4 protein-coding genes are annotated in these 16,407 nt (G+C 58.2%); all 4 read left to right on the top strand.

Going from position 1 to position 16,407, the window contains the following annotated elements; all coding sequences use genetic code 11:
- The first annotated feature begins 291 nt into the window (after positions 1-291).
- Positions 292-11,541 carry a BapA/Bap/LapF family large adhesin gene (locus IB214_RS05765; RefSeq protein ID WP_117343870.1) on the top strand — a complete coding sequence of 3,750 codons (11,250 nt, stop codon included), beginning with the start codon at positions 292-294 and terminating at the stop codon, positions 11,539-11,541.
- A gap of 93 nt (positions 11,542-11,634) precedes the next feature.
- Positions 11,635-13,044 (top strand): TolC family outer membrane protein, encoded by a 1,410-nt coding sequence (locus IB214_RS05760; RefSeq protein WP_117343871.1) that lies wholly within the window; start codon positions 11,635-11,637, stop codon positions 13,042-13,044.
- Positions 13,041-15,227, top strand: coding sequence for a type I secretion system permease/ATPase (locus tag IB214_RS05755; protein ID WP_117343872.1), 2,187 nt, complete (start codon positions 13,041-13,043; stop codon positions 15,225-15,227). Before IB214_RS05760 ends, IB214_RS05755 begins: the two co-directional genes overlap by 4 nt.
- Before the next feature lie 7 nt (positions 15,228-15,234).
- Entirely contained in the window at positions 15,235-16,398 is a 1,164-nt protein-coding gene (locus IB214_RS05750; RefSeq protein WP_117343876.1) for an HlyD family efflux transporter periplasmic adaptor subunit, read from the top strand.
- The last annotated feature ends 9 nt before the right edge of the window (positions 16,399-16,407 follow it).

Raw genomic sequence — 16,407 nt, 5'->3', positions numbered from 1 at the left:
AAAACATATATTTTGTGTGGCGTTTACACTAACCCACCTGAAATATCGCCGTATATTTTTAACAGGCAGAAGTTGCGGAATACTTTCTTTCTGACTATATCATCTAATACGAAAGAACTATTCAACGCCGAGGCCGATTTTTATTTACTAACCAAACAGACATCTCTGTGACCTAATCAATGAAACTACATGTGTAAATTCATCTTCACGATGAACGGGGCACCTGTCTGCTCATTTTCCCAGAACGCTGTTGCGGATTAATTCCCCCGGCAAGCCATCAGGAGTGAACATATGCGTCATCTCGCCGTTGTATCAAAGTTGACTGGTGTATCTACGAATGTTGAAGCCTCTGAAGTGACGCTCAGTACACCGTCCATCGTGAAATTATCCGTTTCGCGTGAAGACATCAGCCAACTGACCCGTATTAACCAGGATCTGGTGGTCACACTCCGCTCAGGTGACGTAATTACGATTAAAAACTTCTATGTCGCAAACGGCAGTGATAAAAGCCAACTCGTTCTCGAAGACAGCAACGGTGCACTGTGGTGGGTTCAGGATACTGATGGCGCATTCCACTTCCAGCATCTGGACGATCTCACACCGCTGATGGCGGCTGAAGGCAGTCATGACGGTGGCGCAGTCTGGCCGTGGGTTCTTGGCGGCGTGGCGGCGGCGGGCGGAATTGCCCTCGCGGCGGGTGGTGGCGGTGGCGGTGGCGGTGGCAGTGGTGGCAGTGGTGGCAGTGGTGATAATCCCGGGAACGGGAATGGAAACGGGAATGGAAACGGGAATAATCCGGGAAACGGCAACGGTAATAACCCTGGAGGTGGAAATGGCGATGGCGACGGTGGAACCCCACCAACAACGCCAGCGCTCCCCGGCGTTCCCGTCATCACCAGCGTAGTCGATAACCAGGAGCTGATTACTGGCATTGTCAATCAACAGGAGTCCACCAACGACAATACCCCTACGCTTCAAGGGACGGGAACGGCTAATACCACGTTGCATATTTTCGATAATGGCAAAGAGATTGGCCAGATCACCATCGATGCCAGTGGTAACTGGTCATTTACACCATCTCCCCCTCTCGCGGATGGTACCCACCAGTTTACAGTCAGCGCGTCGAACAGCGCGGGCAGCAGTGGCATGTCAAACAGTTGGGTTATTATCATTGATACCCTCGCCCCTGATGCGCCTGCTCTCTCTCAGGAACTCGATGATGTCGGATCCATTCAAGGTTTTATCGCCAGTAACGCCGTGATCGACGATGACACGCCGACGCTCTCTGGTATCGGTGTTGCCGGCAATTTCATCAGCGTCTACGACAACGGTATCCTGATTGGCATGACGCAGGTTGATGAGAATGGTAACTGGACATTCACACCGGATACGCCGTTGAGCGAAGGCGTTCACAATCTGACGCTGACGCAAACCGACCCTGCAGGTAACGTCAGTGCAGAAACCACCGTGCCCACCTTCACTGTCGATATCACCCCGCCTCCGGCGGCAGCGATTACCAACGTCAACCCGGAAGGGACAACGGTCACCGGCAGCGCAGAGCCAGGCAGCACGGTCAGTATTATCGGCAGTAATAATCTGCTGCTGGGTTCGGCCGTTGTAGGCCAGGACGGCACTTTCAGCATCGCGATTTCACCGTCGCAGACCCACGGTGAATCACTTACCGCAAAAATTCATGACGAAGCGGGCAACGTCGGGCCAGACACACCATTCAACGCTCAGAACTCAGGCTATCCTGGCGTACCGGTTATCGTCAGCGTGATGGATGACGTCGCCCCGTCAACCGGGCCGTTGAGCAATAATCAGGCGACTAACGATAACAAGCCCACGCTTTCCGGTACCGCTGACGCCAACAGCACGGTGAATATTTACGACAACGGCGTAGCGGTCGACAGCGTACAGGCTGACGGCAACGGCAACTGGAGCTGGACATCAAGCTCACCGCTGGATGACGGCCCGAACGCCTTTACCGTCACCGCAACCAACCAGTCGGGTACCGGGGGAGTGTCGACCGCATTCAACATTAATATTGATACTCTGCCGCCGTCTGCGCCTGACGATCTCAACGTCTCGGCAGATGGTGCTGTCGTAACCGGGAAAACCGAGCCCGGCAATACCGTAGTGATCACCGACAGTAAAAATATCCCCATTGGCAGCGGCGTCGCCGGGCCGGATGGTTCATTTACCATTACCATCAAGCCGCCGCAGACCAATGGCGAAACGCTTACAGCCATCTCGACCGATCCCGCAGGAAACTCAAGTCCGCCAGAAACGGCAGTTGCGCCGGACATCACCGCCCCACAACCGCCCACAAACCTGGTGATTAATGGCGCGGGCAACGAGGTCACCGGCAAGGCCGAGCCTGACAGTACGGTCAATATTCTGGATCCACGCGGCAATATCATTGGCACAACGACAGCCACTGCAGATGGGGACTTCACCGCAGCGCTGGTACCGCCGCAGACGAATGGTGAGATCCTGACGGCAAACGCGACCGATGCAGCAGGTAACAAAGGGGGCAATGCTTCCGTCACCGCGCCGGATACCACGGCACCGGATGCACCGACAGATGTTATCGTCGCCGGAAATGGGGGGGCGGTAAGCGGCCACGCCGAGGCCGGAAGCACCGTCACCGTCAAAGACAGCGGTGGTCATATTATTGGCAAGGGCCAGGCGGACAGCGGCGGCAATTTCACCGTGTCAATTTCACCGGCACAAATCAACAGCGAGACGGTCACCGTCACCGCCACGGACGGCAAAGGCAACGAAAGTCTGCCAACTTCAGCAATAGCACCAGATCTCACTGCACCCGAACAGCCGATTATTATCGCCGTCACAGACGATGTCGAAGATATCCTTGGATCCATCAAGAATGATGGGTTGACCAACGACGATAAACCCAAAATTGAGGGCACTGCCGAGGCCGGGTCTAAGATCAACATTTACGACAATGGCGTACTGTTAACCACCGTTATCGCCGATCTCAACGGCAACTGGAACTATACCCCCACCACCGCGCTGGCGCAGGGTGCGCACGTCTTTACGGTGACGGCTACCGATGCCGCCAGTAACACCAGCAGTGCCGCCAGCTGGAAAATCATTGTCGACAGTATCGCCCCCACCGTACCGGCCATTACGCTTATCAACGATGACGTCGGCAGCATCACCGGCAACGTCGCGAACAACGGGGTCACCAATGACAAAACCCCCACGTTCTCGGGAACCGGTGAACCCGGCTCGCTGGTGACGCTGTATGATAATGGCCTGCAGATGATGGTTATTCTTATCGACAGAACAGGCACCTGGAGCCATAGCGTGCCAGCCAATGAGACCCTTAGCGAAGGCACCCACCGTTTTACGCTGACCGCAACGGATGCCGCCGGTAACGTCGTCACCGCCCCCCCTGTCATCATAACGGTCGACACCAAAGCGCCCGATGCCCCCATTATTTCGAGCGCCACGGACGACGTAGGCAGTTTGCAAAGCGACCTGGCCAATGGCGGACGTTCAGACGATACCCTGCCGCTGCTGAAAGGCACTGGAGTCGCAGATTCCACGATCACAATTTACGATGGGGCTACCCCCATAGGCACTGCCACAGTGACGCCGGAAGGAAGCTGGAGTTTTCAGGTCACTCAACCGCTGAGTGAGGGTCCACACGCGTTGTCAGCTATTGCGACAGATAAAGCGGGTAACGCCAGCAGTGCCGGTAATTTCACGCTGACGATTGATACCACGCCGCCAGCCGCCCCTGTTATCACCTCAGCGGAAGGACTTATTGGCAGTGAGACAAAACTGCTGGCTAACGGCGGGAGCACCAAAAGCGACAACCCCAAGCTGTCAGGCACCGGCGAGCCGGGTGCGACAATTACCGTTTTTGATAATGACGTCCGTCTGGGTACGGCCACCGTGCAGCCAAACGGCACCTGGACCTTTACTCCAACGTTGCTTACAGACGGTCCACACAAATTCACCGCCACAGCGACAGACGTGGCTGGCAACACGGGGATCCCGTCCGCCGGCTTTACGCTGACAGTAGATAACCTGCCGCCCACGAAGCCAGAGCCGCCAACCATCACTGATGATGCCAATCCGATAACGGGCATTATCACTAACGGCATCACCAACGATACCACGCCAACCTTCAGCGGAACCGGGAGTGCCGGAGATGTTATCGCCATCTATCTTGACGGCAGAACAGAACCGCTAGGCACGGCGACGGTCGGGGCGGATGGCACCTGGAGCTTTACGCCAACCGACCCGATTAATCCGGACAGCTATCAAGTCACCCTCACCGCCACCGATCCGGCGGGCAACGTCAGCCCGCGTTCGGATGCCGTCACCCTGGGCATCGATACGACGCCGTCCGCGCCGCCGGTTATCACCGCGGTTAATGATGACGTCGGCGATGTCAGAGGCGATCTCGCCGCCAGCGCGGTGACGGATGACACCACGCCGACCATCCGCGGAACCGGCTCCAACGGTGACATCATCACCCTGTACAATGGCAGTACGGTAATTGGCACGGCTACTGTTGCAGGCGGCGTCTGGAGTATCACGCCCAACCCGGCGCTGACCAACGGCAGCTACACGCTGACCGCCATCGCCACCGATGCGGCAGGAAATGCCAGCGACGCCTCAAACAGCGTCTCGTTTACGGTGAACAGCACAGCATTGAAGTTGCCCCAGGTCACGGATATTGAAGATGACGCTGGGGTTATTATCGGTTCGCTAACCAACAACAGCGTCACGGACGATACCACCCCGACGATCAGTGGGACCGGTACACCGGGCAGTACAGTGTTAATTTTCGATGGCAGCAATCCCGTAGCGATTGCCACGGCCACCGTCGCGGCGAACGGCAGTTGGAGTATAGATGTTCCCCTGACACCCAACGTCACTCACACGCTGACTTTCGGTGCCCAGGACGCTGCCGGTAACGTGCTGGCAGCAGGAAACCCCGTGACGTTAATCGTCGATACCTTGCCACCTGCAATGCCAACCGTCAGTGGCGTAGATCCAAACGGGACGCTGGTTAGCGGCACGGCCGAACCGGGCAGCACCGTTATCATTCGCCGCGACAACACGATTCTCGGTCAGGGTATTGCCGACGACGAGGGAAATTATTCCGTTACCCTCTCACCGGCGCAAACAACCGGTCAGGCACTGGACGCTATCGCCCAGGACCCGGCAGGCAATCAGAGCGATCCCACGCCGTTTAACGCCGCGACGTCCAGCATCCCCCACCCGCCGACGCTGGAAATTGTGGACGATGTGGCCCCGGTCATGGGCGTGATTGGCAGTGGTAAAACTACCAACGACATCCTGCCACTGTTGCAAGGAAAAGCGACTCCAGGCGCAACCGTGAATATTTATATTGATGGCGTATTGCAGCCCACCACAGTGACCGCCGATGCCACCTCCGGCGCATGGAACTATCAACTGTCCACGCCACTGACAAACGGTACCGCGTATAACTTCACCGTGTCGCAAACCATTGTCGACCCGGTAGAGGTGACCAGCGGCCAATCACCTAATTACACCATCACTATCGATACCTTCGCCCCGCAGGCGCCGATCATTACCAGCATTATTGACGATGTCACGCCCGGTACGGGCACGTTAGACAAAGGACAACTTACCAACGATTCCCGACCAACCTTTAACGGTACCGGCGAAGCAGGCGCAACCATCACTCTCTACGATGGCAACGGTGTCTATGCCACTACCACCGTCAACAGCAGCGGATTCTGGAGCTATACCCCAACCAATGCCCTGGGCGAAGGCCCGCATGACTTCACCGTGCGCGCGACGGATGCCGCAGGCAACCAGGGCGCTGCCTCCGACAGTTTCCGCATTATTGTCGATACCTTAGTCCCGGACGCGCCGTCCATTGTGACGGTGAAGGACAACGTCGGCACGGACCAGACGCTCACCTCCGGGCAGTCGACCAACGACAACACCCCAACACTGGAAGGCGTGACCGAGGCGAATTCGGTCGTCACTATTCTTGATAAAGGGACGGTAATTGGCACCACCACCAGCGACGCAGACGGCAACTGGAGCTTTACACCAGCCCCAGCTCTCGGTGAAGGCAATCACGCGTTAACCGCTACCGTCACCGATGGCGCGGGCAACATCAGTCCGGCAACGCCGCCGTTCCTGCTGGTTGTCGATACACTGGCGCCAGCCGCGCCAATCATCACCTCGGTGATTGACGACCAACCGGGAAATACCTCACTGACGAACGGGCAACTGACTAACGACGCGCAGCCAACGCTGAACGGCAAAGGGGAAGCCGGGGCGACTATCACGATAAAAGATAAGGGTGTCGAAATAGGTACCGCGCGGGTAGATGAATCCGGCAACTGGACCTTCACACCGGAAAACGCGCTGGGTCAGGGGCAGCATGTCTTCACCGCAACAGCCACAGACCAAGCCGGTAATACGGGTGGGGCGTCCTCCGCCTTTACCCTTGAACTGGATTCCGTTGCCCCGCTGGCGCCGGTCATCAGTAACGTGCAGGACAACACGGCCCCCACCACCGGGCCAATAGGTAACGGCCAGACGACCAACGAAACCCGTCCAGCGCTGAGTGGAACAGGTGAAATCGGCGCAACGATAACTATCCTGAGCGACGGTTTGCCCATTGGCACCACCACTGTCGGTGCAGGCGGCACCTGGAGCTTTACGCCAACGGACGCTCTGAGTAACGGTCCGCATACGCTGACCGCCACCGCCACCGACAGCGCGGGCAATACCAGCCCGGCCTCCAGCGGCTTTACGTTCACGGTTGATACGGTATCACCGAACACGCCGGTTATTACCCAGGTCAGCGATGATGTCGGCCCACTAACAGGAAATCTGAACAACGGTCAGGCGACAAACGATGCGCGCCCTACCCTTAACGGTACGGCGGAGGCCAATTCGACGGTCAAAATCTATGACAACGGCACGCTTATCGACACGGTTTCTGCAGACGGAAACGGCGTATGGAATTTTACACCGGGGAGTGCGCTGGGTAACGGCAATCACGTGTTGACGGTGACATCCACCGACGCGGCCGGCAACGTCAGCGTGTCGTCTGCCGGGTTTGCCCTGATTGTGGATACCGTCGCCCCGCAGGCACCCACCATTATCCAGGCCTTTGATGACGTACAACCGGGCACCGGCACGCTGTCGAGCGGTGCCTGGACCAACGATACCCGCCCCGTGCTGAGCGGTTCTGCGGAGGCCAACGCCCGGATTGCCATTTACGACAACGGCACGCTGCTGACGACAGTTACCGCAACAATAGACGGCACCTGGGAGTTTCTGTCCACTACGCTGGGTAACGGCCAGCATGTCTTTACCGCCATCGCCACGGATGCGGCCGGAAACGTCGGCCCGGCGTCAAGCGGATTTATTCTCAACGTTGATACCGTTGCGCCATCAACGCCGATCCTGACCTCGGTGGTGGATGACATCACTGGCGGCGTGTTTAATGCCGCACTGAGCAACGGGCAACTGACCAATGACGCCCGCCCTACGCTTAACGGTACCGCCGAAGCGGGCAGCACCGTCAATATTTATGACGGCAGCACGCTGCTCGGCACTGCTCTCGTGCAAAGTAACAACAGCTGGTCGTTTACCCCAACGACACCGTTGGGGAATGGTTCGCACACCTTTACCGTCACCGCCACCGACCCCGCGGGCAACACCAGCGGTGCAACGACGGGCTTTACGATTAACGTGGACACCACCGCCCCCACGCTGCCGTCAATTAGCAGCATTGTTGATGATGTCGGTCCCAATACCGGGTCGATTGGCAACAACCAGCCCACCAATGACGCGCGCCCCACGTTAAACGGCACCACGGAAGCCAATGCCCGGGTTGATATTTATGACAACGGCAACTTTGTCACCAGCGTAACGGCGGATGGCAGCGGCAACTGGAACTACACCCCGTCTACCGCACTGGGTCAGAGCCCCCATTCATTTACTATTACCGCAACGGACAGCGCGGGCAATACCAGCGGCATGTCGGCTGCCGCGTCGATTGTGGTCGATACCGTCGCTCCGGGTATTCCCACCGCTCTGGCGGTTAACGCCAACGGTACTGTGCTGACCGGCGTTGCGGAAGCCAACAGCACGGTGATCGTCACGACAAGCAGCGGCACCGTGCTCGGCACCGCCACGGCCAACGCCGCTGGCAACTTCACCTTTACCCTCAACCCGCCGCAGATCAGCGGACAAACGCTGCAAGTTAGCGCGCAGGATGCCGCCGGGAATACCGGCACGCCTGGCAACGCGCTGGCCCCGTTTACCGGGGTACCACCCGCACCGATTATCGCCAGCGTTTTTGATGACATTGGTACGGTCACCGGCAACGTCGCCGCCGGAAAAACCACCAACGACACCCGTCCGATGCTCAGCGGCACGGCACAGGCTAACGCCGTCGTCAGCCTGTACAACAACGGAACATTGATGGGCACCACAACCGCGGACGGCAACGGACTGTGGAGCTTTACCCCTTCCGGCGCGCTCAGTGAAGGCAACCACGCGTTTACCGCCAGTGCGGCTAACGCCAACGGTTCCGGCGTGTTGTCTGGCGCGTTTAACGTCATTGTCGATACCACGCCACCGCCGCCGCCATCAGTGCTGATCAGCGCCGACGGCGGCACGGTCAGCGGCATCACCGAAGCAGGCAGTACGGTCACTATCTCCCTGCCCGGCGGCGGCAGCATTACGGCGGTCGCCAACAGCAGCGGGGTCTACAGCGTCACCCTGCCGGTACGCCAGATTGAGGGCCAGTCGTTGTCCGCTACTGCGACCGACGCGGCAGGCAACACCTCAACGCCGACCAGTATCCTCGCACCGGTCTTACCGCTGCTGGCTGAAGACAACGTCACTCGTCTGGCGCTACAAACCGACTTCACGGTTACCAACGAGCACAAAAGCGATTATGGCTTCCTGCTGGTCGGTGCAGTGGATAATGTGCTGAAGGTACTGGGAGACAACACTGCACTCGTCAACTTCAACATCCAGACCGGCGGCAGCGGCACCATCACCATCAACGCGGCAGCAACCGGCATTGTGCTGTCGCTGCTGAGTACCATGGAGATTGTTATCCAGCGCTTTGACTCCACGCTCAACGCCTGGGTGACGGTGGTCGATACCGGTAAAGCTGATTTTGCCGACCTGCTGACGCTCAGCGCCTCCGGCGTGACGCTCAACTATGGCGGGCTTACTGGTGGGGACTACCGTGTCGTCAGCTACAACACCAGCCTGCTGGCGACCGGAGCCTTCACCAGTCTGGACGTGGCGGTGGTCAAAACCAGCGCCGGAACGATCACCGGCGGCACCAGCGAATCCGGCAATATCATCACCGATACTGACCCCACCAACGGGCAGGATAACGCCCCATCCGGCACGCGGGTGACGTCGATTACCGATGGCAACGGCAATGTGGTGAGCATTCCACTGGAAGGGGCTAATGTAGAGGGTAAATACGGCACCCTGCATATTAATCAGGACGGGAGTTATACCTACACCCTCACCGATAAATCCGCTTCGGTATACGGTCGATCTGAAAGCTTCACCTATACGCTGACGCACGGTAACGACCACTCTTCGGCAAAACTGGTGGTGGCGCTGGGCCAGGGTCCGACGACCAGTACGGTAACAGCGGCAGACGATGTCGCCTCACTGACCTACGGCACCGAGGTCAGCGTGGTCGACCACGGACCATCAAAACAAACCGGCTTTACGCTCGCCAGCGTAGGCCTGGGGAATGTGCTGGACGTCAGTCTGGTCGACGGGTTAACCAACCCCATCAAATTCAACGTTGAAGATGGCGCCACCCGCACGCTGACGATTCAGGCCGACGTTCTCGGCGTAACGCTCGGCGGCTTTGATCTGTACGTCTACCGTTTTAATGACGCTATTCAGCAATACGAGCAGTATCGGGTACAACCCAACTGGGTCACGGCAGTATTGGGTGGAAAATCAAAAGATTTCACCATCACGCTGCCGGGCGGTGACTACCTGTTCCTGCTGAACGCCGGCGGCGGTCTGGCGCTGTTGACCAGCTACACCCTGAATATTCAGGCCGATCACACCTATGCGGTGGACAGTCTGAGTGCCTCAACCAACGGTAATATTCTGGCCAATGATTCCGCGCCCGCCGGTACGGTTATCACCGACGTGAACGGCGTCGCAGTCAATTTAACAGGCACAACCCGTATTGAGGGACAGTACGGCACACTCACTATCGATGCGAAGGGGAACTACAGCTACACGCTGAAAAGCGGACTGGGCGCGGACAGCATCAATACGCCGGACAGCTTTGTGTATACGGTCAAGGCGCAAAATGGCGATACCGGCAGCGCGTCGCTGAACATCAAACCAACCCCGCTGGCGCTGGACGCGGTGAACGACACCAGCAGCCAGATGGCGGTCACGACGTTGCAGGATACGTCTCAGCCCTTTAGTGATTCCAGCGTGGGATCGGCCAGTTGGACCACTGTGCTGGGACCCAGCTCGAAAAGTGGTACCGGAACAGTTGAAGTCGCAGCGGGTACAGCGGTGCAAAACGTGGTGCTGCATTTTAACGTGGCATCAGGGCTGACGCTGGGTGGGCTGAACGTGACCTGGGCGCTGTACGACAGCAATGGCGTTAAAGTTGCCGGGGATACCTTCAACGGCGGGCTCCTGATCGGCGGCAATCTTGATATTGCCCTGAACGGACTGGTGCTGCACGCCGGGAACTATCGCCTCGACTATACCGGCAACGCAGGTGCGCTGGGGCTAGGCACCATCACCATCACCCCCAGCGTGAAAGGGACAATAGTCGATCTCGATAACTTCGAAACCGCGGGCGTCAATAGCGTCACCGGCAACATCTATGACGGCGACCATATCGCCAGCGTCCATACCCTGCTGACGGTAAACGGCGCGGGCGGCAGTTCCGTCACGCTGGATCCGTTGGGCAGCAGCACCGCCAGCGCCACGATCAATGGACTGTACGGCAAACTGACAATCGGCATTGATGGGCATTACACCTATACCCTCAACAGCGATGTCTCACTGGAATCCATCAAGACCAAAGAGACATTCAACTACACCCTTAACGACCAAAAAGGACATACCGATAGCGCCACGTTGACCATCGATATGAATCCACAGGTGATCAGCACCGCGGAGGCCGATCGGGTTATCGGCAGCGCGTACGGCGATACGCTGATTTACCACCTGCTCAGCGCCAATAACGCAACCGGCGGCAACGGAACCGCGGACACCTGGAGCAACTTCTCGCTGGCGCAGGGTGACAAAATCGATATCGGCGACCTGCTGGTGGGCTGGAACGGGCAGAACGCCACGCTCGGCAATTATCTCACCGTATCCACCAGCGGTAACAACACCGTGGTGTCCATCGACCGCGACGGTACGGGCGCCACCTATCAATCAACCAGCCTTGTGACACTGGAGAACGTCCACACCACGCTCGATGAGCTGATCCAACAAAATCATATTGTGACCTGACGTGAGCACCAAAACGCCATAACAACAGCCCCGGATGCTATGACGTCCGGGGCAATAACAGTCGTCACTGCCGTATTTTGAAAGGGATATACGATGAGAAATGTCGCCTCTGTTACGTTGCTGCTGGCATTCACGCTCTGTTCCTTACAGGTGAATGCCGAAGATGAACCGCAAATCATTACGCCGGAAGGGCTGGCCACCAGCCAGATGCTCCCCTCTCTGGATGGATCGGTGGCCGAACTCCCGCTGAGCGCCGCCGCGCCCGGCAACCTGACACTTAACGATGCGGTAAGCCGCGCCGTAAGCTGGCATCCTGCGATCCGTGAATCGATCGGCAAACTGCTCTCGCAAAATGAGCAGATCGACGTGGCGAAATCCAAATACTATCCGCAGGTCACGGCCGGGGTGAACAACGGCTACAGCAATACCTATAACGATCATGGTTTCAGCCCGTCGCTGGTGATCTCGGTCTCGCAAATGCTGTATGACTTTGGCAAAGTCGCCAGTCAGGTACGCGCCGAGACTGCAGGGGCCGCCCAGCAGCAGGCTAACGTCTTACTCAGCATTGACACCGTCGCCCACGAAACCGCCAACGCCATTGTGCAGGTACAGTCCTGGCAGCAAATGGTCGACGCCGCCGAAGCGCAGCTCTCCGCCCTGAACGGCATTGGCAGGTTAACCCGACAACGCAACGATGAAGGGGCCACGTCGCTCTCTGACGTGGTACAAACCGATGCGCGTATCGAATCCGCCCGTTCGCAGCTGGCGCAGTATCAGGCGAACCTCGACAGCAGCAAGGCGACACTGATGAGCTTTCTTGGCTGGAATTCGCTCAACGGCGTCAGCAACGCGTTCCCGGTGAAACTGGACAGCAGCTGCGACATCACCAAGCCTGATGACAGGCTGGTACCTGCCGTGCTGGCAGCCTGGGCGCAGGCTAATGTTGCACAGGCCAATCTGGATTACGCCAACGCGCAGATGACGCCCACTATCTCTCTTGAGCCTTCCGTGCAGCACTATCTCAATGACAAATATCCCAGCCATGAGGTGCTCGACAAAACGCAGTACTCTACGTGGGTAAAAGTCGAGATGCCGTTGTATCAGGGAGGCGGACTCACCGCCCAGCGCAACGCCGCTGGGCATGCGGTAGACTCGGCGCAGTATTCTGTTCAGCGTACCCGACTCGACGTGCGCCAGAAACTGCTCGAATCCCGCAGCCAGGCGATGAGCCTTGCCACCGCCCTGCAGATCCTGCGCCGCCAGCAACGGCTGAGCGAACGCACGCGCGAACTGTATCAACAGCAATATCTGGATCTCGGCTCTCGTCCGCTGCTCGACGTGCTTAATGCCGAGCAGGAGGTGTATCAGGCCCGCTTTGCCGAACTGCAAACCCAAAGCCAGCTTCGTCAACTCCAGCTGAACTGCCTCTACAATACCGGCACGCTGCGCCAGGCGTTCGCCCTCAACAATCGCAGCATCCAGTCAGTGGAGATCCAGCTATGAGCCACGTCGAGCCGGGTGCAGAAGAGACGATTAGCGAGCCCGCCCTGAACCTGTGGGCACAGGCCATTAGCCACATTGCCAGCCACTATCGCGTCACCTGCTCGCCCGGCGCGATTCAGGCCAACGCTCCGTGGTTTGCCGGAAAAAATAAACCCCTCGCCCTGACGCAGCTCGCGCGCCAGGCGGGGCTGTCGTTTCATGCGCTGGATACCACAAAACATCTGTTCAGCCAGTGGCGTTTACCGGTTGTGGCGGAGCTACGCGACGGCCAAATTATGGTAATAGAGCACTTCAACGGTGAAGATGCGCTGGATGTGTTTATCATCGCCGAAGAAGGCCAGCGCAACCGGCTGGCGATTGCCGAGCTGCTGCCGGAGATCCACACCATTACCGCCCTGCGCCCGCTGTCGGCGCTCAAAGACAGTCGGGTCGACCGCTATGTTTCGCGCTTTAAGCCGGACTGGATGCGCGACCTGGTGCTCCAGGACATCCGGCCTTACCTGCCGGTGATGGTAGCCGCGTTTCTGATTAACGTTCTGTCGCTCGCCGGGATTATCTTCTCGATGCAGGTTTACGACCGGGTGATCCCGGCCCAATCGTATCCCACGCTGTATGTGCTCTCGACCGGCGTGCTGGTGGCGGTGCTGTTCGGCTTTTTACTGCGCGAAGCCCGTACCCATATCATGGATGTACTCGGCAAGCGCGCCGATATGCGCATTTCCGATCGCGTGTTCAGCCACGCACTGCGCCTGCGTAACAGCGCCATCCCCCGCTCCACCGGCAGCTTTATTTCCCAGCTCCGCGAACTGGAGCAGGTACGGGAGATGATCACCTCCTCAACCCTGTCGACCCTTGTCGATCTGCCCTTTTTCTTTTTGTTTATCGTCGTGATGGCCTGCATCGCCCCGCAGCTGGCGTGGATAGCGCCCGTCGCTGCGATCCTGATGATCCTGCCTGGCCTGCTGTTACAGAAGAAGCTGGCTATGCTCGCCAACCAGGCTGCACACGAGTCCACGCTGCGTAACGCGGTGCTGGTCGAAAGCGTCCAGGGGCTGGAGGACATCAAGCTGATGCAGGCGGAGAACCGCTTTTTGCAGCAGTGGAACAGCTACATCCGCATTACCGGCGAGTCCGGACTGCGCACGCGCAAGCTGACTCAGGGGCTGATTGGCTGGGGCATGTCGGTACAAAGTCTGGTCTACGCTGCGATTATTATGTTCGGTGCGCCGATGGTCATCGAAGGCACCATGACTACCGGCGCGGTCGTGGCGGCCTCAATGCTCGGCTCAAGAATGATTGCCCCGATGGCAAATCTGTGCGGCGTTTTGGCGCGCTGGCAGCAGGTCAAGGCAGCGAAGACGGGGCTGGACAGCATTATGCAGCTCCCCACCGAAACCCAGCACGATGAGAACCGGGTACATCAGGAAATCTTTCGCGGGCACTATCTGTTTGAGAACGCCCACTTTCGCTACCACAGCGACGATCAGCAGGTACCGCTGCGCATTTCTCGCCTCGAAGTGATGCCAGGGGAACGCATCGCCATCCTCGGGCGTAACGGCGCGGGGAAATCCACCCTACTACAGGCTATGGCGGGCGGTGTGGAGCTGATTCAGGGCGACGTCCGGCTCGATAACCTGAGCCTGGCACAGATCGACATGGCCGATTTACGCCGCAACATCGGCTTTCTCAGCCAAAATGCACGCCTGTTTTTTGGCACGCTGAGTGAGAACCTGACCCTCGGCGCGCCGCATGCCAGTGATGCGCAGATATTCGACGCGCTGGAAGTCAGCGGCGCAGCCACGTTTGTTAAACAGCTCGCCAAAGGGCTGGGACACCCGATTATGGAAGGCGGCAACGGCCTCTCCGGTGGGCAGCGGCAATCCATTCTGCTGGCAAGAATGCTGCTGCGCTCGCCCAATATTGTGCTGCTCGACGAACCCAGCGCCTCGCTGGATGAACATACCGAGCGGGAGTTTATTCAACGGCTAAACCAGTGGCTCGGCAACCGCACGCTGATCGTCGCCACCCATCGCGTACCGGTTCTGGAACTGGTCGAGCGCGTGGTGGTGTTAAAAGAAGGTCAACTGGTGATGGATGCCCCGAAAGCACAGGCGCTGAACGCGAGTCGCGCGCCTGCACAGACTCACGGTCGGGAGTGGAAAAATGAAAACCAATCCGCATGATGCCGCCATGGACGACCTCGACATCCGCCACGAACAGCGCTTTTCCGGTGCCAGCCGTATTATCCTGCTCAGCACGCTGCTGTTTGCCATCCTGGGCATCTGGGCATACTTCGGGACGCTGGATGAAGTCTCCACCGGCAGCGGCAAAGTGATCCCCAGCTCGCGCGAACAGGTGTTGCAGTCGCTTGACGGCGGGATCCTCGCCGAACTGACGGTGCGCGAAGGAGACAAAGTACAGGCCAATCAGGTAGTGGCCCGTCTCGACCCTACTCGTTCTGAATCTAACGTCGGCGAAAGCGCCGCCCGATACCGCGCCTCGCTGGCCTCCAGCGCGCGACTCAATGCCGAAGTCAACGATCTGCCGCTGACCTTTCCCGATGCACTGAACGCCTGGCCCGACCTTATCGCCTCCGAAATCCGGCTGTATAAAAGCCGTCGGGCGCAGCTTGCCGACGCGATGGTCGAACTCCAGGATGCGCTGGTCTCGGTAAATAAAGAGCTGGCAATCACCCAGCGGCTGGAGAAAAGCGGCGCCGCCAGCCATGTGGAAGTGCTGCGCCTGCAGCGACAAAAAAGCGACCTCGGACTAAAAATCACCGACCTGCGCTCGCAGTATTACGTGCAGGCGCGGGAAGCACTGTCAAAAGCCAACGCCGAAGTGGATATGCTGGCGGCCATTTTGAAAGGGCGTGAAGATTCCGTCACCCGCCTGACCGTGCGCGCCCCGATGCGCGGCATCGTGAAAAACATTCAGGTCACCACCATTGGCGGCGTGATCCCGCCCAACGGCGAGATGATGGAGATTGTGCCGGTCGACGATCACCTGCTGATAGAAACACGCCTGTCACCGCGCGATATCGCCTTTATTCACCCCGGACAGCGGGCACTGGTGAAAATCACCGCCTATGACTACGCCATCTACGGCGGGCTGGAAGGCGTGGTCGAAACCATCTCCCCGGACACCATTCAGGACAAAGTAAAGCCAGAAGTCTTCTACTACCGCGTGTTTATCCGCACCCATCAGGACTATTTGCAGAACAAACTGGGGCGTCATTTCTCGATCGTTCCGGGCATGATTGCCAGCGTGGATATCAAAACCGGTGAAAAAACCATCGTCGACTATTTAATCAAACCGTTTAATCGCGCAAAAGAAGCGCTACGGGAGCGCTAAATCGTTGAG

The sequence above is a fragment of the Citrobacter sp. C1 genome (assembly GCF_014596895.2).
GTDB classification, from domain to species: Bacteria; Pseudomonadota; Gammaproteobacteria; order Enterobacterales; family Enterobacteriaceae; genus Citrobacter; species Citrobacter gillenii.
The sequence above is the reverse complement of the archived record's forward strand: the minus strand, read 5'-3'. Positions and strand labels throughout refer to the sequence as shown.

Bases quoted from the DNA above. Each gene is read 5' to 3' on its own strand.
- IB214_RS05765 (WP_117343870.1), top strand. From the start codon at position 292: ATGCGTCATCTCGCCGTTGTATCAAAGTTGACTGGTGTATCTACGAAT.
- IB214_RS05760 (WP_117343871.1), top strand. From the start codon at position 11,635: ATGAGAAATGTCGCCTCTGTTACGTTGCTGCTGGCATTCACGCTCTGT.
- IB214_RS05755 (WP_117343872.1), top strand. From the start codon at position 13,041: ATGAGCCACGTCGAGCCGGGTGCAGAAGAGACGATTAGCGAGCCCGCC.
- IB214_RS05750 (WP_117343876.1), top strand. From the start codon at position 15,235: ATGGACGACCTCGACATCCGCCACGAACAGCGCTTTTCCGGTGCCAGC.